Here is a 21123-nt window from a genome sequence, read left to right on the forward strand (position 1 = left end):
CAAGAGGCCCCATGCACACCGCCCGAATGTGGATGGCCTCAGCCACCCCCGGCGGTGCGCCTGGGTACGACGACGACAAGAAGTTTGGTAATAATATTACGCATTTGGCCGCCCGGACTTCCCAAAGGTTGCGCGGAACATACTGCCCAAGCCTGAAAAGTCAAGCCACGGGGGCAATCGGCGCAGAAATACAGCTTAGCGGGGTTTTTTGCCCCGGGCGAGCGCAATTTGCTGGTTCCAGCCATGCGCTCTCCGTCCCTCATGGTGAGGAGGCGCCCTTGCGCCGTCTCGAACCATGAGAGCCCGTGGCCCATCCTTCGAGACGCCGCTTCGCGGCTCCTCAGGATGAGGTCGGAGTGCTTAGCCACTCCCCTGCCGCCTCCGGCTTCACCCATTCGAATTCCGGCAATTGATGCCGGAACCAGGTGAACTGCCGCTTGGCGTAATGCCTGGTATCGGCGCGGCCGATCTCGGCTGCCTCGTCCAGGCCGATCTCGCCGTGGAGATGCCGGATCAGGGCCGGCACGCCATGCGCCTTCATCGCCGGCAGCTGGGAATCGAGTTTCCGCGATGCCAGCGCCGCGACCTCGTCAAGCGCGCCGGCCGCAAGCATCGCATCGAAACGCGCGTCGATCCGCGCATAAAGCTGGTCGCGGTCGGGCGCGAGAAACAGCGCGCGGAATGTGTCCGGCGGCAATAGCGGCGGCAGGCCGTCGCGGTGCCAGTCGGTCAACGAGCGCGAGGTCGCCTCGATCACCTCGAGCGCGCGAGCGATGCGGCTGCGATCGCGCGGCTTCAGGCGCTCGGCGGTAACAGGATCGCGCCGCGCCAGTTCGGCATGCAGTGCCTCGACGCCGTCGCGTTCCAGCCGCGCGCGCACGCTTTCGCGGATCTCCGTGGGGATCGGCGGCACCGCCGACAGCCCACGCGTCAGCGCCTTGAAATACAGGCCGGAGCCGCCGGCAAAAATCGGCAGCCGATTTCGCGCGCGCACTTCCGCCAGCACCTTGGCCGCATCGGCCACCCAGCTTCCGGCCGAGAAATTCACCGCGGCATCGACATGGCCATAGAGCCGGTGCGGCACCCGCGCCTCCTCCTCCAGCGCCGGCCGCGCCGTGAGCACGCGCAGGTCGCGATAGACCTGCATGGAATCGGCATTGATGACGACGCCGCCGGTCCTCTGCGCCAGTTCGAGCGCGAGCGCCGACTTGCCGCTGGCGGTCGGCCCTGCGATAAGCACCGCCTTGTCATTTTCCACGTGTGAAGCCACCCGGATGTCTCTCGTCGCCACGCTCATTTGCAACCCCGCCGACCCTGCGCTCGATAGCACGGTGGTGGATGGCGCGCGCGCCGTTCTTGGCCAGCCCGAACAGGCGCAATGGCTGTTCGACGAAGTGGCGGTCGACATCCCCTTCGAAGGCAGCCACGACGATATCGGCGCCGCCGTCACCCGCCTGCGCGAGGCGCGCGGCGATTTGCCTGTCGACATTGTCGTGCAGCCTCGGGCCTTCCGGCGCAAGAAGCTTTTTCTGGCGGACATGGATTCCACCATGATCGGGCAGGAATGCATCGACGAACTGGCGGATTTCGCCGGCCTCAAGGCCCATGTCGCCGGGATCACCGAGCGCGCGATGCGCGGCGAAATCGAGTTCGAGCCGGCGCTGCGTGAGCGCGTCGCGCTGTTGAAGGGCCTGCCCGTCGGCGTGGTCGACGAGGTGCTGAAGACGCGCATCACGGCGACGCCGGGCGGACGCGAACTGGTCATGACCATGCGCGCCCATGGCGCCTGGACCTGCCTGATCTCGGGCGGCTTTACCCTGTTCACCGGCGCGGTTTCCGAGCGGATCGGATTTCAGGAGAACCGCGCCAACGAGCTCAAGGTCGAGGACGGCAAACTGACCGGCGAAGTCCGCGAGCCGATCCTGGGCCGCGCCGCCAAACTGGCAACCCTGATCGAGCTGCGCGAATCCTTCGATCTCGACGAGATCGACACCCTGGTGACCGGCGACGGCGCCAACGATCTCGGCATGATCCAGTCCGCCGGGCTCGGCGTCGCCTACCACGCCAAGCCCACGGTGGCGGCGGCTGCCGCGGCCAGGATCGATCACGGCGATCTCACGGCGCTGCTGTATGCGCAGGGCTATCGCCGGGATGAGTTTGTGGGCTGATATCCAATCCCTCAACGTCGTCCCCGCCTAGTGCGCAATTGCGCACGGGGCGCGGGGACCCATACGCCGTGCAGGCGTTGTTGCAGGGGACTATCAGCGGGTTTGTTGGACGATCACGCTTAGCGATAACTTACCGGGGATATGGTTCCCCGCGTTCGCGGGGACGACATCTTTGTTGTTGCCCCGCCATCGCGCCCCCTACTGTACGCCCAGCGCCACGAAGCGCAGTTCGCCTTCGGCGTTCGAGACCAGCAGCAGGACGGATTTCTTGCCGTCCTTCTTCAGCTGATCGACCCGCTTCTTGATGTCGGCGGCGCTGGCCACCGACTCCTGCGCCACCTCGACGATCACGTCGCCGGCGCTGAGCCGCTTCCCGGCGGCGTCGGAGCCGCTGTCGACCCCGGTGACGATGACGCCCTTGACGCTGTCCTTGATCTTGTAACGGGTGCGCAGGTCCTTGCTGAGGATGGCGAGGTCGAGACCGAGCGCCTTTTGCGTCACCGGCTTCTCGACGGGCTCGTCCTTGGTTTTGGCCGCGGTCTGCACCGCCTTGTCATCCACAAGGCGGCCGAGCGTGACCTTGCGGGTCTCTTCCTTGCCCTTGCGGATGATGACGACGTCGACCTCCTTGCCGACCGCGGTGTCGGCCACCACGCGCGACAGGTCCTTCGGTTCCTTGATGTCCTTGCCGTCGAATTTGATCACGACGTCGCCGGGCTCGATGCCGGCCGGTTTGGCCGGACCCTTGTCCTCGACGCCGGCGATCAGGGCGCCGCGCGCCGGCTTGATGCTGAGACTCTCGGCGATTTCCTCGGTGACCTGCTGGATGCGGACGCCGAGCCAGCCGCGGCGCAATTCGCCGAACTGCCGCAGCGAATCCACCACGCCGACCACGGTCTTCGACGGCACCGCGAACCCGATGCCGATCGAGCCGCCGGTCGGCGAGATGATCAGCGTGTTGACGCCGACCACTTCGCCGTCGAGGTTGAACAGCGGGCCGCCGGAATTGCCGCGGTTGATGGAGGCGTCGGTCTGGATGTAGCTGTCATAGGGACCGGTGTTGATGTCGCGGTTGCGCGCCGAAACGATACCGGCGGTGACGGTGCCGCCGAGGCTGAAGGGATTGCCGATCGCGATTACCCATTCGCCGAGCCGCAGCTTCTCGGAATCGCCGAACTTCACCGCGACCAGCGGTTTGGCCGGCGGCTTGAACTTCAGCACCGCGAGATCGGTCTTCTTGTCGACGCCGACCAGCTCGGCCTTGATCTTGGTGCCGTCGTTCATGATGATGTTGATCTCGTCGGCATCCGCGATGACGTGATTGTTGGTCACGGCAATGCCTGCGGTGTCGACGATGAAGCCGGAGCCGAGCGAGTTGGTCTTGCGCGGCTGCGCCTCGCCGCCCTTGGAGCCGCCTCCCGGACCGCCGCGGCGGTTCTTGAAAAAATCGTCGAAGAATTCCTCGAACGGCGAGCCCGGCGGCAGTTGCGGCGTCGCGCCCCGCTCGCCGCCGGAGGAGCCTCCCTTGGCTTCGACGGTCTGCGAGGTCGAGATGTTGACGACGGCGTCGATCACCTTCTCGGCGACGTCGGCGATGCCGTCGGGACCGCGCGCCAAAGCCGGCCCGGAAAGAACCGGCGCAGCAAGCAGGCTCGCGGCGCAGATCGCGGCCATCAGGGGGCGCAGGCGATAGCTCGGGTATGGAGTAGCACCGGTCATATCGGCTTCTCTCTTTGCGACGGGTCGGAATCTGGAGGGCACAGTGCGCCCGAACTGGTCTGCGGCGCAAGCATTTGAGCCGGACATTCCGGCGAAAAACCGGCGCCGGCGGCTCACGATCGCGTTGATCCCGCAACCTTTTTAGCGTGCTGAGCCGAAACGTTAGCGCCGGACAAACCAGATCAGGACCAGGCCCACGACCGCCGATCCGATGCCGACGATGCGCAGGATGTTGTCCGGCGTCGCCATGGCGCTCTGCATCGCCCGGCGCATCCAGGCCGGGCTTGCCGCGAACAGCAGGCCTTCAAGCACAAACAGGATGCCGAGGCCGATGAGGAAGTCGGCAAACGCTATGGACCTCATCGGACTGAAACCTCACCCTTGACGTTCTTTTTTGATGGCAGCGGCTGGTTGCCGCCGCAGGCGAAGCGGCACCCCGCTTCGCCTGGTTCTTGTTCAGACAACCTTACGGCTTCGGCGCAACCGGCGCCGCCGCAACCGGCGGCTTGCCCGACGCGTTGCTGAAGAACTTGAAGAAGTCGGAGTCCGGCCGCAGCAAGAAGCGGGTATCGTTGCTGCGCAGCCCGTTCTCATACGCCGTCATCGAACGGTAGAACGCGAAGAAATCCGCATCCTGGCCGTAGGCTTCGGCGAACAGCCGGTTGCGTTCGCCGTCGCCCGCGCCGCGTATCTGCTCGGCGGTGGAGTTGGCGTCGGCGATGATGACGACGGCTTCACGGTCGGCCTTCGACCTGATCTCCTGCGCCTTCTGGCCGCCTTGCGCGCGGAACTCGGCCGCTTCGCGTTGACGTTCGGTCTGCATTCGCTGGTAGACCGCCTGGCTGTTCTGCTCCGGCAGATCGGCACGCCGGATTCTGACATCGACGACCTCGATGCCATAGCCCTCGGCTTCCTTGTCGAGCTGCTCGCGGATCCGCCCCATCAGGACTTCGCGCTCGTCGCGCACCACCTTGATGAAGGTGACCTCGCCGAGCACGCGGCGCAACGACGCGTTGAGCAACGTGGTCAGCTGGATGTTGGCGGCCTGGATCGAGCCGATGCTCTGGTAGAACCGCAGCGCATCCTTGATGCGATAGCGGGCGAAGGCATCGACCACCAGCCGCTTCTGGTCCGACGCGATCACTTCCTGCGCCGGGTTTTCCAGATCGAGGATCCGCTTGTCGATATTGATCACGGTATCGATGAACGGAGCCTTGAAGTGCAGGCCCGGCTCGGGGACGACGTCGACCGGCTTGCCGAACCGCACCACCAGCGCCTGCTGGGTCTGCGTCACCTGGAACACCGAACTGTAGCCGACGATCAGCACGACCAGCAGCAGGAGTAGCGCGACAATACCTGTGGTTCCGGACTTCATCGGGTGGCTCCGCTCTGCTGTTGCTGACCGGCGGCCGGCGCGGCCTGACGCCGCGGCGACAGTTCGCTCAGCGGCAGAAACGGCACGACACCTTGTCCGGATTGTCCGGACGACGAACCGCCGCCGTCATAGATCAGCTTCTCGGCGTTGCCGAGGATGCGCTCCATCGTCTCCAGATAGATGCGCTGGCGCGTGACATCGGGCGCCTTCTTGTATTCGTCATAGACCTTCAGGAAGCGCGCGCTCTGGCCCTTGGCCTCGGCGATCGCCTGCTGCTGGTAGCCTTCGGCGACCTGCAGGATCTGCGCGGCACGGCCGCGCGCGTCGGGGACGACGCGGTTGGAATAGGTCTGCGCCTCGTTCTGCAACCGTTCGAGATCGGCGCGCGCCGCCTGCACGTCACGGAACGCGTCGATCACCTGCGCCGGCGGATCGACCTTCTGCATCTGCACCTGGGCGACCTGGATGCCCGAACCATAGCTGTCGAGCGTCTTCTGCATCAGGTCCTGCACGTTGGCTTCCGTCGTGGTGCGGGCGCCGGTCAGGATCGGCTGGATGTTGGCGCGACCAACCACCTCGCGCATCGCGCTCTCGGCCACCGCCTTCACGGTGCCTTCGGGATTCTGGATGTTGAACAGGTAATTGCCGACGCCGTCGGGCTTGATCCGCCACAGCACGGTGAAGTCGACGTCGACGATGTTCTCGTCGCCGGTCAGCATCAGGCTCTCTTCGGGCACGTCGCGCATGGTGCGACCGCGCCGCGCCGGATCCTCGATCAGGGACATGCCGATGCTGATGGTGGAAACACGCAGCGCCTTGGGCAACAGCACGGTCTCGATCGGATAGGGCCAGTGATAGTTCAGGCCCGGCTGTACCGTGCGCACATGCTTGCCGAAGCGCAGCACCACGCCGAGTTCTTCGGACTGGACGCGGAAAACGCCGGAGAACAGCCAGACGATCACCGCGATGAGCAGGATGATCGCGACGCCCATGCCGCTGAAATACCCGCCCGGCAAAATCTGCTGCAGCCGATCCTGGCCGCGGCGCAGAAGGTCTTCGAGATCGGGCGGCCTCGGCCCCGCCGATTGCGGGCCTGAGCCCCAAGGCCCTTTCGGACCGGAGCCCCACGGGCCTCCGCCTTGATTCTTCCACGGCATCGACAGTCTCCTCCGCGGGCCGAGGCAAAGGCGCCCGGCCTCACTACATCTGCACGGCCTTATAGGGGACCGCCCCGGCCCTTACAACGCGGCTTGTTGGCTCGCAGGAGCTATGCTCGGGCCGGAATTTGTCAATGCAAACATTGCCTAAAGGAGTTAATGCGGCCTCCGTCGGCGATATGTCACATAGGAATAGTCGGCGCTGTGGTCCGGACCGGCCGGATTCCGCACCCGCGCAACCTCTTCCCAGGCCGAAGAATCGATGGCGGAGAAAAAGGTATCGCCCTCCGGCCGGGCATGCACCTCGGTAATTTCCAGCCGGTCCGCCCGATCCATCCATTGCGCGTAGATTTCGGCGCCACCGATCACGGCGATCTCAGTGGCGAAACGCCGCAGCGCATCGCCGGTTGCGACCGCATGGGCGGCGTCGAACGAGGTCGTCACCACGGCGCCTTCGGCGCGAAAGCCGGCGTCGCGCGTCATCACGATGTTGGTCCGTCCGGGCAGCGGTCTGGGCAGCGATATGAAGGTCTTGCGGCCCATCACCACCGGCTTGCCCAGCGTCATCGCCTTCAAGCGCAGCATATCGGACTTCAGCCGCCACGGAATGGCGCCGCCGGCACCGATCACGCCGTTCTCGGCCACCGCGACGATGAGGACGATTTCAGGACGAGAAGTCGCACTCACACCGCGACCTCGGCCTTGATGTGCGGGTGCGGGTCGTAGCCTTCGAGCACGAAGTCTTCATAGCGGAAGGCGAAGATGTCCTTCACGTCGGGATTGATCTTCATGGTGGGCAGCGGCCGCGTCGGGCGCGTCAGTTGCAGCCGGGCCTGATCGAGGTGATTGACGTAAAGATGGGTGTCGCCGAACGAGTGAACGAAATCGCCGGGCTTCAGGCCGGTGACCTGCGCCACCATCATCGTCAGCAGCGCATAGGAGGCGATGTTGAAGGGCACGCCGAGAAACACGTCGGCGGAACGCTGATAGAGCTGGCACGACAATTTGCCGTTGGCGACCCAGAACTGAAACAGGCAATGGCACGGCGGCAGCGCCATCTTGTCGATTTCGGCGGGATTCCACGCCGTCACGATCAGGCGGCGCGAATCCGGATTGCGCTTGATCATGTCGATGACATTGGCGATCTGGTCGATGTGGCGGCCGTCCGGCGCCGGCCACGAGCGCCACTGCGATCCATAGACCGGGCCGAGGTCGCCATTGGCATCGGCCCACTCATCCCAGATCGAAACGCCGTTGTCCTTGAGATATTTGATGTTGGTGTCGCCTTTGAGGAACCAGAGCAATTCGTGCACGATCGATTTCATCGGCAGCTTCTTGGTGGTCAGCATCGGAAAGCCGGCGGCCAGGTTGAAGCGCATCTGGTGGCCGAAGATCGACAGCGTACCGGTGCCGGTGCGGTCCTGCTTCTCCGCGCCGTCCGAGAGAATCCGTTCGAGCAGATCGTGATACTGATTCATGGCGACAGGCTGTTCATCCGGGGAAAAGCCACTCTTAGCGGGCGGACCGGCCGATCGACACGGCGATTCGGCTCACAACCGCGATTATACCCGGAAAAATGAGGTTCCGGGTCGCCTTCGGCAAGGGTCGGGAAGCCGCCTTCTCGGCCAGCTAGCGATCCTGGAAGCGGGCCTCAATGGTGATGATGCATTCGCTTGCCGCCGCCATATCCGCGCAGATCGGCATAGCGCCTCATCTGGACAGGCGTCAGTAAAGCCGCGGTAGAGAGATGGTATTTGAGATGGGCTTCGCGCAAGGCGCCCTGCGTCGTGGCCAGCGCTGCCGTGGAGGCTTTCAGGCTTTCCGGGGTCACGATGCGGTCGGCAAACTGCCGGTCCAGTTCGGCTTCCTGCTCGATCAGCTTCGAGCCGAGCGGCACCGCCTCCATCTTCATGGAATCGAACAGACGCTGCACGCTGGCGCGCTGATCCGCCGTCAGGTCGAGCTTGTCCGCCAGTTCCAGCACATGGGAAGGACCGGGATAGCCGTTTAGCTCGGCCGCCAGCGCCAGCCCCATGCCGCGACCGGCGCCGAGGTCCGCCACCTGCTGTTCCGACAGCGCCTTGATCGGACGCGTCTGCATCCCGGCATAGGGGGGTTGGGCAACGGCTGCGCCTGCAGACAGGAACAAGCCGGCTATCAGGGAAAATCGGATCATGCTGCCTCGCTCGGCCGGCCGTCAGCCTCAATCAAGATCGGCCGCCGCCAACATTAAACCAATGCAGGGCGGCGGCCGGTACCGATTTCGTGAGCGCGGATCAATTGGCCGGCTTGACCACCGCCGTCCACTTGGCGATTTCGCTCTTCACCAAAGCCGCCAGCGAGGCGGGCGTGCGTTCCGCCGTCGACGGGATGACGCTGCCGAGATCGAGCAGGCGCTTGCGGACGGTTTCATCGTCGAGCGCCTTGACCACCGCCGCGTTGAGCTTGGCGACGATCTCGGGCGACGTTCCCTTCGGCGCGAAAATCGCGTTCCAGGCCTGGGCCTGGAAGTCGGGCAGACCGCCTTCCTTGGTGGTCGGAACGTCCGGCAACGACGGATTGCGCTCGGGGGTCGCGATCGCATAGGCCTTGATGGTGCCGCCCTTGACCTGCGGCACCGCATTGACGATCTGGTCGCACATGTAGTCGACCTGACCGCCGACCAGCGCATTCATGGCGGGACCCGTGCCATTGAAGGGGATGCCGACCGGCTTGATGCCGAGGACGGAATTCAGCAACTCGCACGACACGTTGGAGACCGAGCCCACGCCGGCATGCGCGGCATTGACCTTGTCGGCATTGGCCTTCACGTAGGTGACGAATTCCTTGAGATTCTTCGGCGCAAAATCCTTCTTCGCCAGGATCAGGATCGGGGTTCCCGCCAACAGCGCGACCGGCTCGAAATCCTTTTCGGGATGATAGGCCAGCTTGGGATACAGCGGCACCGACGCCGCGTGAGTGCCCATATGCCCGGTAATCAGCGTATAGCCGTCATTGGCGGCGCGCGCGGCGCGCGTGGTGGCGGTGGTGCCGCCGGCGCCGACCACGTTCTCGATGACGATGGTCTGGCCGAGCGTCTGCTGCATATGCCCGGTGACGATGCGCGCGATGACATCGGTCGGACCGCCGGCCGCGAACGGCACGATCATGGTGATGGAGCGGCTCGGATAGGCCGGCGCCTGGGCCTGCGCGGGAACCGCGCCGAGACCGGCGATTACGGCCAGACCACCGGCCGCCAGCATACGACTGTAAATATTCATCAGATTTCCCTCGCAAAAGAAGCCAGTCGAATAGGCCGGACTGAGCCGGCCCGCACTTGGTCACACGGCGCAGCATCCGAAACCAGACTTCCGGATGCGGCGCCGCGACGCATGTCAGTTCCCGTCAGTTCTCGGACTCCACGAACACCTCGTCACGCTTCTTGCGCAGCGATGGCAATATCGTCAGCACCAGCAGGGCCGCCGAGATCAACATCAGCACAGCCGACAGCGGACGGGTAGCGAACACCGTCCAGTCGCCGCGCGAGATCAGCAAGGCGCGACGCAGGTTCTCTTCCATCAGCGGTCCGAGCACCATCCCGAGCAGCAATGGCGCCGGCTCGAAGTCATGCTTGATCAGCCAGTAGCCGAGCAACCCGAATGCACCGGCGAGCATCACGTCGGTCGGCGCGTTGTTCACCGAATAGATGCCGATCGAACAAAAGACCACGATCGACGGGAACATCAGGCGATACGGCACACGCAACAGCCGCACCCAGATCCCGACCAGCGGCAGGTTGATGATCAGCAGCATCAAATTGCCGACCCACATCGAGGCGATCATGCCCCAGACCAGTTCGGGCTGCTTCTGCATCACCTGCGGTCCCGGCACGATGCCGTGAATGGTCATCGCTCCGACCATCAGCGCCATCACCGCATTGGGCGGAATGCCCAGCGTGAGCAGCGGGATGAACGAGGTCTGCGCCGCGGCGTTGTTGGCGCTTTCCGGCGCCGCCACCCCCTCGATCACGCCACGACCGAACTTCTGCGGATGCTTCGACAGCTTCTTTTCCATCGTATAGGCCGCGAACGATGCGATGACCGCGCCACCGCCCGGCAGAATGCCGAGGATCGATCCCAGTACCGTTCCCCGCAGAATCGCCGGCGCGGAATCCCTCAGATCCTTCTTGGTCGGCATCAGGCCGGTGACCTTCTGCTGCACCAGCTGGCGGTCGGTTTCACCGCCCGCATCGAGGTTGCGGATGATCTCGGCGAAGCCGAACAGACCCATCGCGAGAGTAGCAAAGCCGAGACCGTCGGCGAGTTCGGGGATGTTGAACGCCATGCGCGAGGCACCGGTCTCGATGTCGGACCCGACCATCGACAGCAGCAGGCCGAATACGATCATCGCGATCGCCTTCAGCACCGAACCCTTGGCCAGCACGACGGCGAAGATCAGGCCGAGCACCATCAGCGAGAAATACTCGGCGGGGCCGAAGGCCAGCGCGAGCTTGGTCAGCGGTGCGCCCAGCACCGCGATCAGCACGGTCGCGACGCAGCCGGCGAAGAACGAGCCGATCGCCGCGATCGCCAGCGCCGGACCCGCCCGGCCCTGCTTCGCCATCTGGAAGCCGTCGAGCGCGGTCACCACGGAGCCCGCCTCGCCCGGAATATTGACCAGGATCGAGGTGGTCGAGCCGCCATACTGGGCGCCGTAATAGATGCCGGCGAGCATGATCAGCGCGCCGACCGGCGGCAGGCCGAAGGTGATCGGCAGCAGCATGGCCACCGTGGCGATGGTGCCGATGCCCGGCAGCACGCCGACCAAGGTGCCGACCAGCGCGCCGATCAGGCACAGTAGAATGTTGACGGGTATCGGAATCGACATGCCGCCGAGAAAGGCGGGCGTCCACTGCACGAACTGAAATACGACACCGAAGCCGAGGCTGAGATTTGAAAGAACGTCACCCATCACACCCTCACCGGATCAAGAATTTCGGCAGCATCTGCAAAGGCAGACCCAGCGCATAGGGGAATAACAGGCTGCAGAAGGTCGTCAGACAAACAGCGACGATGATGGTTTGCTTCCATCGCGTTTCCGGCGTGCCCAGCGCCGCGATCAGGAAGCTGGTGAATGCCGCGAATATCAGGCCCATCGGGCGGATCGTCGCCGCAAAGGACAGGATGGCCAGCGATACGAACAGCGGGCCTCGCCACGCATAGGTGGTGATATGCTCGCCATCCTTAACAAGACCGACGATCGCTATCGCGGCGCCGAGCCCAAGCAACAGGTAGGCGAACATCCGGGGCGCGGTTCCGGCCCCGAACGAAAATCCGCGCATGCCCTGCAGGTCGCTCGATGCCCACAACGCGAATACCGCGATGGCAACCATCGCCAGTCCGCCGACGAAATCCTGCGGACCGCGTATCCATTTCGGCATGATGTATTTGACCGGTCCATGACTCGGCGTATCACTCATCGTCTCACTCCCCCGCACAGGCTTGACGCCCATTCTGTCTTTGGATGGCCCTGATGCCGGTCCGGCGAACCTGCCTACCGATTTTCATCAGATAACGCCAGCGAAACCCAAACACCCCCCGGCCAGCAGCATCCAGAACGGATTGAGCCGGGTGGCGAGGGCCAGTGCCGCGGTGGCGACGATTACCAGGGCGGCGGCCCAGGTCCGGTTCGAAGTCACCGCCAAAATCAGGCCGCTGGCGCCCATCAGCCCGATCGACAGCGGTACCAAAGCCGTCTGGATAATGGCAGGCCAGCGCGACTGAGTCGACCGCGCCAGCAAGCGGCTCACGTAATAGGCAACGACGGCGGTCGATCCGCACATCGCCAGCGTTGCAAGCAGCGCGCCTGCAACTCCGGCGACGGAATATCCGACCAGTGTCACGATCAGCACATTCGGTCCCGGCGACATCTGCGATATCGCGAACACGTCGGCGAATTGCTTGTCGGTCATCCAGTGGTGAACTTCGACCGCCACCCGGTGCATTTCCGGAATGGCGGCGTTGGCGCCCCCGACCGCGAACAACGACATCAGCCCGAAGGTCCAGGCCAAGGTTAGAATCGGATTGAGGTCCGAATCCATGCCGCAACCCGCCGCCGCATGACAAGCGTGACGGCGATGCTGAGCGGGATGGCCACCAGCAACACCGCCGGCAGCGGCAGCCGAACGGCGGCTCGGTCAAGGCCACCGTATTTCAGGCAGCCCCTCTTCTTGGGGGCTATTCCAGTTCCAAATGCGCCGTTCCAGCCCTGTTTTCCGGGCAGTTGCCTCCTATATCGAAGCTGCCGGTTCATCGGCCATCGAAATATGAACTGCCGTCGCTCCTCTGGGCGGGGTTTGGAGGCAGCTGGCAACCGAAGCCTCCGCTTCATTTGATTTGCCTGCTGTTCGAATGACCTGCTGGAATTTCCAGCCATCGGCGGCAACGGCTGCTGACCTCGGCCCGCCGCCGGGGTAGCATGGACGGAACAGGCGAGTCGGGGCACTAGAGGCTGCGCTGCCGATCCGCAAAATACCTTTGAACGTGACAGGACCTGATAATGGCGACCGATCATATCCGATACGACGTGCTGGCGCGTGACGCGCTGCGCGGGGTGCTGCGCCGCGTCTTGACCGACGCCGCCGAGCACGGCCTGCCCGGAGAGCATCATTTCTTCATCACCTTCCTGTCCACCGCCGACGGCGTGAAGCTGTCGCCGCGGCTGCTGGCGCAGTATCCGGAAGAAATGACCGTCATCCTGCAGCACCAGTTCTGGGACCTGGTGGTGACCGAAGACCGCTTCGAAGTCGGCCTGTCGTTCGGCGGCATTCCGGAGCGGCTGGTGGTCCCCTTCAACTCGATCAAGAGCTTCTTCGACCCCTCGGTTCAGTTCGGCCTGCAGTTCGAGCCCGCCGACGCGGCAGCCGAGGCGCCGGCGGCCAACGTTCCGGCGGTCCCCGCCCCCTCCGCCCTGCCCGTTCCGGCGCCGGCCGCCGAGACCAGGGACGAGCCGGCCAGGCCGAGCGAAGGCGCCGAGGTGGTGCGGCTGGATCGCTTCCGCAAGAAGTAATCCACAACGCCCTCGCGCAATGGATATCCCGGATGGCTCGGTCGAAAGCACCATCGCGTTCCAAATCGACCCGCAGCGAGACCGACAGCTTCGGTCCGATCGAGGTTTCCTCAGACCGTTACTGGGGCGCGCAGACCGAACGTTCCCGACACAATTTCCGCATCGGCCGCGACCGGATGCCGATGGACATCATCCGCGCGCTCGGCATCGTCAAGCTGGCGTCCGCGGAAACCAATCGCGAACTGGGACTGCTCGACGCCCGCCGCGCCCGCGCCATCGTCCGCGCCGCGCGCGAGGTGATCGAGGGCAAGTTGGACGATCATTTTCCGCTGGTGGTCTGGCAGACCGGCTCCGGCACCCAGACCAACATGAACCTCAACGAGGTGATCGCCAATCGCGCCAGCGAACTCCTGGGCGGCGAACTCGGTAGCAAGAAGCCGGTTCATCCCAACGATCACGTCAATATGAGCCAGTCGTCGAACGACTCGTTCCCGACCGCGATGCACATCGCCGCCGCGACACGCATCATCGCCGATCTCATTCCTGCCCTGAGCGATCTGCACCGCGCGCTGCGCAAGAAGGAAAAGGCGTTCGCGCGTATCGTCAAGATCGGCCGCACCCATACCCAGGACGCGACGCCGCTGACGCTCGGCCAGGAATTCTCGGGCTACGCCGCGCAGGTCGAGAGCGGCCTCGCACGGCTGCGGACAGCGGTGAAGGATCTCTACCCGCTGGCGCAGGGCGGCACCGCGGTCGGCACAGGCCTCAACTCGAAGCCGAAATTCGCAAAACTGTTTGCGAAGCACGCCGCCAGGATCACAAAACTGCCGTTCACCAGCGCGCCCAACAAGTTCGAGGCGCTGGCTGCCAACGACGCCTACGTGTTCGTGCACGGCGCCATCAATTCCGTGGCGACCGCGCTGTTCAAGATCGCCAACGACATCCGCCTGCTCGGATCCGGTCCGCGCTCCGGCCTCGGCGAATTGATCCTGCCGGAAAACGAACCGGGATCGTCGATCATGCCGGGCAAGGTCAACCCGACTCAGTGCGAAGCGATGACCATGGTGTGCTGCCAGGTGTTCGGGAACCAGACCGCCATCACCGTCGCCGGCAGCCAGGGCCATTTCGAATTGAACGTCTACAAGCCGGTGATGGCGCACTGCATGATGAATTCCATCGAATTGCTGGCCGACGTCACCCGCTCGTTCACGGAAAATTGTGTCGACGGAATTCGCGCGGATGAAAAACGTATCCATGATCTGATGGAACGCTCGCTGATGCTGGTGACGGCGCTGGCGCCGAAGATCGGCTACGACAATGCCGCCAAGGTCGCGAAGGAGGCCCATGCAAGCGGCACCACCTTGCGCGAAGAGGCGGTGCGGCTGGGATTTGTTTCGGCTGAGGAATTCGACCGGCTGGTGCAGCCGGACAAAATGACACACCCGGGCTGATCGCGCAGCGACCCCGGGAAACTACGGGGTCCCCGTTTGTTTACGGGGGCAGCATTATCGTTATAGATCATAATAGCTAAAGACTTAGGCTGGTCCGCTACCATTATTGATCCAGCTCATGGTAGAGCCCAAGAATATTTGGTTTTCGCAGAGCGAAACGCATTTTTTGATGCTATCAAAAGGCACTGACGGGGATTTCCTGGGATGACGACCGAGCCAGCCAGGGCGCATCGCGCCGAGCCAGCCAAGGCGCACAACGACCACTCATGCCTTCGCAAGTACTCTTGCCTTCGCAAGTACTTTTCTTGTCCTTCGATATTTGGATGACGGAGGCAGGCATGGGGGACGTGGTCAACCTGAAGCGGTTCAAGAAGCGCACCGAGCGCGTCGCGTCGGCCAAGCAGGCCGACGCCAACCGCACGCGATTCGGCCGAACCAAATCCGAACGCGCGCTGGACCAACAACGCGAGACCCGTGCGAACAATTTGCTGGATCAGCACCGCATCGACGGCGAGGACGCATCATGAAGTCGCCGGTCGTCAAACGCTCGATCGTGGTCGCCGGCCACAAGACCAGCGTCAGCCTCGAAGAGGCATTCTGGAACGGCATGAAGGAAATCTCGGGCCTGCGCGACATGACGCTGTCCGAATTGGTGGGCGAGATCGACTCCAACCGCCAGCAGGGCAATCTGTCGTCGGCCATTCGCCTGTTCGTGCTGGATTACTTTCGCACCCGCGCCATGGCCGCCGGGCTGGATTCGAAGCCGCAGGGTTAGTCCGGTCTGGCTAGAGCGCAGCGACGCCGGCCTGAAGGCGCGCCCGCAAGACATCACCGCTGAATTCAATATACGAGGCCGGCGCTCGGAGCCTTTTCCAGTGCAGCGGCCAGTGAGCGGTACTCCGCGCAAGCTGTGCCGCAGATCGCGGCGATCCGGCTCAGATGATACTGCGCGGAGTCGCGGTTGCCCTGTTCGATCTGCCACAGGCCGTAATACTGCCAGGTCAGCAGATGGTTCGGGTCGGCTTTCAGCGCGCGCTCCCGTTTGGCGATCCCTCCAACTGTCGTTGTAAACCCCGCCTTGCCCGAGGAATTCCTGGGGCATTGCCCCGGAAATTTCGGGGCCGGAGAATAATTGCGCTGGATCAATACGGGCTCGCTTTTGCGGCGTTTAAGGGTTGCAGGGGACCGCATCGATCCGAAGGCGTGTCAGTTGTTTACAATCGCTCTAAGGTGCAACCGCATTTCGAGCGCCAGCCTTGACCGGCCCGCCGCCGGTTGGAAATACAAACCATGACCGAACCGAACGGCGCTCATCCGCAATTGCCCTCCGCGATGCCCTTGGACGCTCCCTTGGACGCTTCTTTGGGAATTCCCATCGGGATTCCCCTGGGTCTGGCCAAGCGCGGCTATTCGGGCGTGATCCAGCACCTCGCCGCCGGCAATGCCGGCTCTGCGCTGTCGGCCGATGAACTCGAAAGCCGGTTGATCGAACTCGGCTTCGTCGAAGGCGCGCGAGTCGAGGTGCTGCATGAGGGCATCGTCGGCCGCGATCCGATCGCGGTCCGCGTCGAGAACGTCACGATCGCGGTGCGCCGGCGCGAGGCCATGGCCATTATCGTCGCCTGACGCGACCGGAATTTGATTGATGGAAGCTCCGCTGCTGCATCTCGCCCTGGTCGGCACGCCGAACAGCGGCAAGACCTCGCTGTTCAATGCCCTCACCGGCAGCCGCCAGAAGGTCGCGAACTATCCGGGCGTCACGGTGGAACGCAAGGAAGGCTCGTTCGTCACGCCACTGGGGCGCCAGGTATCGCTGGTCGATCTGCCCGGCACCTATTCGCTGCGCGGCCGCAGCCCCGATGAAGAAATTACCCGCGATATCGTGCTCGGCCGCACACCCGGCGAGGCGCTGCCCGATCTCGTGCTCTGCGTCGCCGATTCCACCAATCTGCGGCTGACGATCCGCCTCCTGCTCGAGCTCAAGAGCACCGGCCGGCCGCTGATGCTGGTGCTCAACATGTTCGACATCGCCACGCGCCGAGGCGTCACCGTGGACGTGCCGCGTCTCAGCCAGGCGCTCGGCGTGCCCGTCGTCACCTCGATCGCGGTGCGCAAGGGCGGCACCGCCGAGCTGTTGCGCCGGACCGACGAACTGATCGCGGCGCAAGTCCCGCACCCCGTGCAGCCGAACCTGTGGCAGCCGCTCACCGTCGCGCAATTGCGCGCCACCCAGCGCGAAGCCGACCGCATCATCGCGGCGACCATCAGCCTGCCGACCCGGCCCGACACCTGGACCGCGCGGATCGACGCCGTGGTGCTGCACCCGGTGGCGGGGCTCGCGATCCTGGCGCTGATCCTGTTCGTGATGTTCCAGGCGGTGTTCGCCTGGGCCCAGCCGCTGATGGAGCTGCTGGCCTCGGCCTTCGGCGCCCTCGGGCAACTGGTTCACGACACAATGCCCGCGGGCCTCGTGCAGAGCTTCCTGCAGAACGGGGTGATTTCCGGCGTCGGCAGCGTCATCGTGTTCCTGCCGCAGATCATCATCATCTTTCTGTTCATCCTGCTGCTGGAGGATTTCGGCTACATGGCGCGCGCGGCGTTCCTGATGGACCCCATCATGGGCGGCGCCGGCCTGCACGGCCGCGCCTTCATTCCGCTGCTGTCGAGTTTCGCCTGCGCGATCCCCGGCATCATGGCGACCCGGGTGATCGACAACCGCCGCGACCGCCTGACCACCATCCTGATCGCGCCGCTGATGACCTGTTCGGCGCGGATCCCGGTCTACACCCTGATCATTTCCGCCTTCATCCCCGCCAGACAGGTTTGGGGTTTTGTCAGTCTGCAGGGCCTGGTCATGTTCGGCCTCTACGCCACGGGCATTGCCAGCGCGCTCGGCGTCTCGTTCCTGGTCAAATTCTTCATGTGGCGCGACTATGCCCCGGCGCCGTTCATGCTGGAACTGCCCGACTACAAGATGCCGCGCCCGCGCAGCATCGCGATCGGCGTCTACACCCGGGCCATGATGTTCCTGCAGCGGGCGGGAACCACGATCTTCTCGATGATGGTCCTGATCTGGTTTCTGGCGTCGTTCCCGCGGCCACCGGCCGGCGCGACGGATCCCGCCATCAACTACAGCCTCGCTGCGATGATCGGCAAGGCATTGGAGCCGCTGCTGGCCCCGGTCGGCTTCAACTGGCAGATCGCCGTCGCCCTGATCCCGGGCATGGCGGCGCGGGAAGTCGCGGTGGCAGCGCTCGGCACCGTCTACGCCATCGAGGGCGGCAAGGAAGCGGCCGAGCAGATCGGACAGCTGCTGGCGACGAAATGGAGTCTGGCGACCGCGCTGTCGCTGTTGGCCTGGTACATCTTCGCGCCGCAATGCGCCTCGACGCTGGCGGTGATCCGGCGCGAGACCGGAAGCTGGACCTGGATGTGGGTCACCTTCGGCTACATGTTCGCGCTGGCCTATGCCGCGAGTTTTGCGACGTACAATATCGCCATGGCGCTGGGGGCCGGCTAGCGGCCAGCCGGCGTGCCTTGCCCGCACTGGCTAATCATCGAACACCACGACGCCGCGCAGATTTCTGCCCGCTTCGAGATCGGCATAGCCGCGGTTGATGTCGTCGAGACGGTAGGTGCGCGTGATCAGTTCGCGCAGCTTCAGGTCACCCTTGCGGTATAGCGCCAGCAGCTCGGGAATCTGCAGGCGCGGACTGGCAAAGCCATACACCGCGCCCATGATGGCCTTCTGGGTGACGAACAGCTCCAGTGGCGGAATTTTGATCTCGGTCACGGTGTCGGGCGTCAGCGCCGTGACCACGACGTTGCCGCCCCTGGCGGTGGCGCGGAATGCCGGAAGCAATGTCGAGGGCGGATCGATGCAGACGAAGGCATGATCGACGCCGATTCCGTCCGTCAGCTCGTGCACCGCGCGAATCAGCGCATCGCCTTCCGCGTTGACGCCATGCGTCGCGCCGAACCCGCGCGCCCAGTCGAGCTTGGCCGGCACGATATCGGCGGCGATGATTTTTGCGGCGCCGCACAGCCGCGCGCCCTGGACCACGTTCATGCCGTCGCCGCCGCAGCCCACCACCAGCACGCTTTCGCCGGGTTGCACCCGCGCCCGCTGCCGCGCGGCGCCGACGCCGGCCGGCACGCCGCAGGCGACGAGGCTGGCAAGATCGAACGGGATGTCCTTGCCGATCACGACGACGGACGCCTGATCGACGACGGCGCGTTCGGCAAAGGCGCCGATCATGCAGAAGGCGCCAACCGCGACGCCGTCGCGGTCACGCCGGCGGTAACTGCCGTCGAGTTGCGGTCCCTGCGTGATGCGCGCGCCCTCGGCGCACAGATGATGCAGACCGCGCCGGCACCAGTGGCACTTTCCGCAGCCGGGGATGAAGGTCAGAACGACGTGATCGCCGGGCTGGATGCCGCCGACCGCGTCGCCGGTTTTTTCGACGACGCCCGCGGCCTCGTGGCCAAGCACCATCGGCCGCATCGCGACCCGGCGCTCGCCGCGCATGACATGATAATCGGTGCGGCACAGGCCCACGGCGGCAACGCGCACCAGCACCTCGCTGGGTCCCGGAGGATCCAGCATGATGCGCTCGATCGAGAGGGGAGCGCCGACCTCACGAAATACGGCCGCGAGTGAGTCCATGATTGATGATGCATCATCGCCGGGGATTCGCAAACCCGCGGCACCGGCACGGCATACGGGCCAGGCCGACCTCACATCACCTGAAATAATCGACGATGAGGTGAACGTCGGATGGCGGGGCAAGCCTGCCGTTCAGGCTCGCATCGATCACCCGGCGGCAAGCCTCGACGGTCTCGTGGTCGCCGAGATCGTTGGCGGCTTCGAGAACGAGCCAGGCCATATCCACCGAGGACGCGTCGGGCTTCGGTTCACCGGAAGCAACGCCGAGGCGTTCCCGTGAAGCTGTGCCGAATGAGAGTGCGCTCATCGCCGATTTCCCCGGACTGTTTCGGATCACCAGCTCATCGCACGGCAACCGCCGGCTGCCGCTTCGGGCCGGCATCGCCATCCCCGGCGTTCTTGCGGGACTGATAGAATTCCAGAACGCTGCGCGATGTCTTGAGGTTGAGGCGGCCAAATTCGCCTTCCAGCTCCCTCAATTCGTTGGCGGTGATGCGGTGATCCTTGGCGCCGAGAAACAGCAGCGCCATCGTGGTCGCCCACGAGAAGTCGAGGGCCTTGGCCAGGATCAGCAGGGTTTCCCGGTTCTTGTCCAGCATGGCGCGCTCGATCACGTCGCCCGGCAATGAACACAGCAAGGACAGTCCGATCGTGACCTCTTCCAGCTTGTGCGACCTGGCGTACAGCGAGATGCTGTTCTCGTTCAGATTGCCCTGGCGATGCTGCGCCGTCACCAAACGCTTGGCGACGAAATAGCTTCGCGATACCGGGCCGAACTTCGATTGCAGCTCGCCCGCGACGTCGGACATCGTGGACTTGATCTGGTCGACCATGGCCGGCCGCTCCTGCTCCAGCCGCTTTCTGACGTCGTCGGACGCCTTGGCGATCAGCTGCTGGAAGATATGCCGGGGGATGTCCTCGCGCAGACCGAGCTGCTCGGCGAGAATGGAATCGCCTTCGGCCCGCTGGATCATGTGCAGGAAGCCGAAATCCGAGAAGCGCGCGCCGCTGTTGGTGGCGACGGAGTTCACGACCTCCTGGTCGCCGCGGGTCACCAGCACGTCGGTGACGGTCTCTTCGAGTGATCCCCGTTTCGAGATCGCGAGCAGATGGGTCTGGCCCTTGGTGCAGACGTTGGCGACCAGCGCGTAAGGCTCGAGCTTGTCGGACTCCCGCAGGATCGGGCCGGCGACCTCGATCGAATCGTCGAAGGCGAGTTTGTGGATGATATTGACCGGGGCCTTGTCGAAGCGGGCCAGCCGCCGCGCCAGCTGGGCGCGGGCCGCCACTTCGATCTCGTCCGCGAGCCGTCCGATGACCTCGCCGAAGGTCCAGATTTCGTCCTCGCTGTAGCGGCCGGTGATCATCAGGTCGGTGGTATGCCACAGCGCCCGGGTGCGGCTCTCGGCGGTCCCCCGCGACACCGCTTGGTCGAGATCCGTAAGAAACGATTTTGCCGCACTCATTTTCTTCAAACCCTGGACCGCAACCAACCTGCGCAAATCTGCGCACGGTGGAACTCTAGCGGGCAAACCCGAGT

At 64.4% G+C, this 21123-nt stretch carries 22 protein-coding genes and 1 pseudogene; 7 read left to right on the forward strand and 16 right to left on the reverse strand.

All coding sequences use genetic code 11. The features are described 5' to 3' along the window. Positions 1-340: 340 nt before the first annotated feature. Positions 341-1297, reverse strand: coding sequence for a tRNA (adenosine(37)-N6)-dimethylallyltransferase MiaA (gene miaA, locus Q7U29_RS24545; protein ID WP_304745681.1), 957 nt, complete (start codon positions 1295-1297; stop codon positions 341-343). Here miaA and serB point away from each other — a divergent pair. After that, positions 1275-2168 carry a phosphoserine phosphatase SerB gene (gene serB / locus Q7U29_RS24550; RefSeq protein ID WP_304745683.1) on the forward strand — a complete coding sequence of 298 codons (894 nt, stop codon included), beginning with the start codon at positions 1275-1277 and terminating at the stop codon, positions 2166-2168. The genes miaA and serB overlap by 23 nt on opposite strands. Positions 2169-2366: 198 nt before the next feature. On the opposite strand, the gene Q7U29_RS24555 is transcribed toward serB, so the two are convergent. The 11 genes from Q7U29_RS24555 to Q7U29_RS24605 all read right to left on the reverse strand — a co-directional run bounded on the left by Q7U29_RS24555 (position 2367) and on the right by Q7U29_RS24605 (position 12498). After that, complete coding sequence (locus Q7U29_RS24555; protein ID WP_304745685.1) at positions 2367-3887, reverse strand: Do family serine endopeptidase; 1521 nt, start codon at positions 3885-3887, stop codon at positions 2367-2369. A gap of 162 nt (positions 3888-4049) precedes the next feature. Next, complete coding sequence (locus Q7U29_RS24560; protein ID WP_304745687.1) at positions 4050-4250, reverse strand: DUF2065 domain-containing protein; 201 nt, start codon at positions 4248-4250, stop codon at positions 4050-4052. A 103-nt stretch (positions 4251-4353) separates the two neighbouring features. After that, entirely contained in the window at positions 4354-5262 is a 909-nt protein-coding gene (gene hflC / locus Q7U29_RS24565; protein ID WP_304745689.1) for a protease modulator HflC, read from the reverse strand. Then, positions 5259-6419 (reverse strand): FtsH protease activity modulator HflK, encoded by a 1161-nt coding sequence (gene hflK, locus Q7U29_RS24570; RefSeq protein WP_304745691.1) that lies wholly within the window; start codon positions 6417-6419, stop codon positions 5259-5261. The genes hflC and hflK overlap by 4 nt, the downstream gene beginning before the upstream one ends. 156 nt (positions 6420-6575) lie before the next feature. Next, the gene (locus Q7U29_RS24575) at positions 6576-7106 is read right to left on the reverse strand and encodes a dihydrofolate reductase (RefSeq protein WP_304745694.1); all 531 of its coding nucleotides are present in this window, start codon (positions 7104-7106) and stop codon (positions 6576-6578) included. Further along, positions 7103-7897, reverse strand: a complete 795-nt coding sequence (locus Q7U29_RS24580) for a thymidylate synthase (RefSeq protein WP_304745696.1) — start codon at positions 7895-7897, stop codon at positions 7103-7105. Before Q7U29_RS24580 ends, Q7U29_RS24575 begins: the two co-directional genes overlap by 4 nt. Positions 7898-8070: 173 nt before the next feature. Next, positions 8071-8595 carry a Spy/CpxP family protein refolding chaperone gene (locus Q7U29_RS24585; protein ID WP_304745698.1) on the reverse strand — a complete coding sequence of 175 codons (525 nt, stop codon included), beginning with the start codon at positions 8593-8595 and terminating at the stop codon, positions 8071-8073. 100 nt (positions 8596-8695) lie between these two features. Then, entirely contained in the window at positions 8696-9679 is a 984-nt protein-coding gene (locus tag Q7U29_RS24590) for a tripartite tricarboxylate transporter substrate-binding protein (RefSeq protein ID WP_304745700.1), read from the reverse strand. 124 nt (positions 9680-9803) lie between these two features. Next, positions 9804-11369, reverse strand: coding sequence for a tripartite tricarboxylate transporter permease (locus Q7U29_RS24595; protein WP_304745702.1), 1566 nt, complete (start codon positions 11367-11369; stop codon positions 9804-9806). A 7-nt stretch (positions 11370-11376) separates the two neighbouring features. Continuing rightward, positions 11377-11877: a tripartite tricarboxylate transporter TctB family protein gene (locus tag Q7U29_RS24600; protein ID WP_304745704.1), complete on the reverse strand. Its 501-nt coding sequence runs from the start codon at positions 11875-11877 to the stop codon at positions 11377-11379. An 87-nt stretch (positions 11878-11964) separates the two neighbouring features. Then, positions 11965-12498 (reverse strand): chromate transporter, encoded by a 534-nt coding sequence (locus Q7U29_RS24605; RefSeq protein ID WP_304745706.1) that lies wholly within the window; start codon positions 12496-12498, stop codon positions 11965-11967. A 458-nt stretch (positions 12499-12956) separates the two neighbouring features. On the opposite strand from Q7U29_RS24605, the gene Q7U29_RS24610 reads away from it, so the two are divergent. The 4 genes from Q7U29_RS24610 to Q7U29_RS24625 all read left to right on the forward strand — a co-directional run bounded on the left by Q7U29_RS24610 (position 12957) and on the right by Q7U29_RS24625 (position 15692). Then, complete coding sequence (locus tag Q7U29_RS24610; RefSeq protein WP_304745708.1) at positions 12957-13466, forward strand: SspB family protein; 510 nt, start codon at positions 12957-12959, stop codon at positions 13464-13466. Positions 13467-13498: 32 nt separating this feature from the next. Beyond that, complete coding sequence (gene fumC / locus Q7U29_RS24615; RefSeq protein WP_304745709.1) at positions 13499-14917, forward strand: class II fumarate hydratase; 1419 nt, start codon at positions 13499-13501, stop codon at positions 14915-14917. Between the two features lie 338 nt (positions 14918-15255). After that, positions 15256-15444, forward strand: a complete 189-nt coding sequence (locus tag Q7U29_RS24620) for a DUF4169 family protein (RefSeq protein ID WP_304745780.1) — start codon at positions 15256-15258, stop codon at positions 15442-15444. Further along, positions 15441-15692: a ribbon-helix-helix domain-containing protein gene (locus tag Q7U29_RS24625; protein WP_304745711.1), complete on the forward strand. Its 252-nt coding sequence runs from the start codon at positions 15441-15443 to the stop codon at positions 15690-15692. Before Q7U29_RS24620 ends, Q7U29_RS24625 begins: the two co-directional genes overlap by 4 nt. 65 nt (positions 15693-15757) lie before the next feature. Here Q7U29_RS24625 and Q7U29_RS24630 read toward each other — a convergent pair. Beyond that, positions 15758-15955 (reverse strand): annotated as a pseudogene (locus Q7U29_RS24630) (hypothetical protein); the annotation flags it as partial. Between the two features lie 312 nt (positions 15956-16267). On the opposite strand from Q7U29_RS24630, the gene Q7U29_RS24635 reads away from it, so the two are divergent. Both Q7U29_RS24635 and Q7U29_RS24640 read left to right on the forward strand, forming a co-directional pair. Beyond that, positions 16268-16543: a FeoA family protein gene (locus tag Q7U29_RS24635; RefSeq protein ID WP_304745713.1), complete on the forward strand. Its 276-nt coding sequence runs from the start codon at positions 16268-16270 to the stop codon at positions 16541-16543. Positions 16544-16562: 19 nt separating this feature from the next. Further along, positions 16563-18437: a ferrous iron transporter B gene (locus Q7U29_RS24640; protein ID WP_304745715.1), complete on the forward strand. Its 1875-nt coding sequence runs from the start codon at positions 16563-16565 to the stop codon at positions 18435-18437. Between the two features lie 30 nt (positions 18438-18467). Here Q7U29_RS24640 and Q7U29_RS24645 read toward each other — a convergent pair whose 3' ends face one another. The 3 genes from Q7U29_RS24645 to Q7U29_RS24655 all read right to left on the reverse strand — a co-directional run bounded on the left by Q7U29_RS24645 (position 18468) and on the right by Q7U29_RS24655 (position 21049). Next, positions 18468-19583 carry a Zn-dependent alcohol dehydrogenase gene (locus tag Q7U29_RS24645; RefSeq protein WP_304745717.1) on the reverse strand — a complete coding sequence of 372 codons (1116 nt, stop codon included), beginning with the start codon at positions 19581-19583 and terminating at the stop codon, positions 18468-18470. Between the two features lie 76 nt (positions 19584-19659). Then, positions 19660-19890: a hypothetical protein gene (locus Q7U29_RS24650; RefSeq protein WP_304745718.1), complete on the reverse strand. Its 231-nt coding sequence runs from the start codon at positions 19888-19890 to the stop codon at positions 19660-19662. Between the two features lie 34 nt (positions 19891-19924). Continuing rightward, entirely contained in the window at positions 19925-21049 is a 1125-nt protein-coding gene (locus Q7U29_RS24655) for a DUF2336 domain-containing protein (RefSeq protein WP_304745720.1), read from the reverse strand. Positions 21050-21123 lie beyond the last annotated feature (74 nt).

Source organism: Bradyrhizobium sp. (assembly GCF_030654605.1).
GTDB lineage: Bacteria > Pseudomonadota > Alphaproteobacteria > Rhizobiales > Xanthobacteraceae > Bradyrhizobium.

What these genes read in the sequence shown, in the direction of transcription:
- serB (WP_304745683.1), top strand. Translation starts at nt 1,275, where the DNA reads ATGTCTCTCGTCGCCACGCTCATTTGCAACCCCGCCGACCCTGCGCTC.
- miaA (WP_304745681.1), bottom strand. Translation starts at nt 1,297, where the DNA reads ATGAGCGTGGCGACGAGAGACATCCGGGTGGCTTCACACGTGGAAAAT.
- Q7U29_RS24555 (WP_304745685.1), bottom strand. Translation starts at nt 3,887, where the DNA reads ATGACCGGTGCTACTCCATACCCGAGCTATCGCCTGCGCCCCCTGATG.
- Q7U29_RS24560 (WP_304745687.1), bottom strand. Translation starts at nt 4,250, where the DNA reads ATGAGGTCCATAGCGTTTGCCGACTTCCTCATCGGCCTCGGCATCCTG.
- hflC (WP_304745689.1), bottom strand. Translation starts at nt 5,262, where the DNA reads ATGAAGTCCGGAACCACAGGTATTGTCGCGCTACTCCTGCTGCTGGTC.
- hflK (WP_304745691.1), bottom strand. Translation starts at nt 6,419, where the DNA reads ATGCCGTGGAAGAATCAAGGCGGAGGCCCGTGGGGCTCCGGTCCGAAA.
- Q7U29_RS24580 (WP_304745696.1), bottom strand. Translation starts at nt 7,897, where the DNA reads ATGAATCAGTATCACGATCTGCTCGAACGGATTCTCTCGGACGGCGCG.
- Q7U29_RS24585 (WP_304745698.1), bottom strand. Translation starts at nt 8,595, where the DNA reads ATGATCCGATTTTCCCTGATAGCCGGCTTGTTCCTGTCTGCAGGCGCA.
- Q7U29_RS24590 (WP_304745700.1), bottom strand. Translation starts at nt 9,679, where the DNA reads ATGAATATTTACAGTCGTATGCTGGCGGCCGGTGGTCTGGCCGTAATC.
- Q7U29_RS24595 (WP_304745702.1), bottom strand. Translation starts at nt 11,369, where the DNA reads ATGGGTGACGTTCTTTCAAATCTCAGCCTCGGCTTCGGTGTCGTATTT.
- Q7U29_RS24600 (WP_304745704.1), bottom strand. Translation starts at nt 11,877, where the DNA reads ATGAGTGATACGCCGAGTCATGGACCGGTCAAATACATCATGCCGAAA.
- Q7U29_RS24605 (WP_304745706.1), bottom strand. Translation starts at nt 12,498, where the DNA reads ATGGATTCGGACCTCAATCCGATTCTAACCTTGGCCTGGACCTTCGGG.
- Q7U29_RS24610 (WP_304745708.1), top strand. Translation starts at nt 12,957, where the DNA reads ATGGCGACCGATCATATCCGATACGACGTGCTGGCGCGTGACGCGCTG.
- fumC (WP_304745709.1), top strand. Translation starts at nt 13,499, where the DNA reads ATGGCTCGGTCGAAAGCACCATCGCGTTCCAAATCGACCCGCAGCGAG.
- Q7U29_RS24620 (WP_304745780.1), top strand. Translation starts at nt 15,256, where the DNA reads ATGGGGGACGTGGTCAACCTGAAGCGGTTCAAGAAGCGCACCGAGCGC.
- Q7U29_RS24625 (WP_304745711.1), top strand. Translation starts at nt 15,441, where the DNA reads ATGAAGTCGCCGGTCGTCAAACGCTCGATCGTGGTCGCCGGCCACAAG.
- Q7U29_RS24640 (WP_304745715.1), top strand. Translation starts at nt 16,563, where the DNA reads ATGGAAGCTCCGCTGCTGCATCTCGCCCTGGTCGGCACGCCGAACAGC.
- Q7U29_RS24645 (WP_304745717.1), bottom strand. Translation starts at nt 19,583, where the DNA reads ATGGACTCACTCGCGGCCGTATTTCGTGAGGTCGGCGCTCCCCTCTCG.
- Q7U29_RS24650 (WP_304745718.1), bottom strand. Translation starts at nt 19,890, where the DNA reads ATGAGCGCACTCTCATTCGGCACAGCTTCACGGGAACGCCTCGGCGTT.
- Q7U29_RS24655 (WP_304745720.1), bottom strand. Translation starts at nt 21,049, where the DNA reads ATGAGTGCGGCAAAATCGTTTCTTACGGATCTCGACCAAGCGGTGTCG.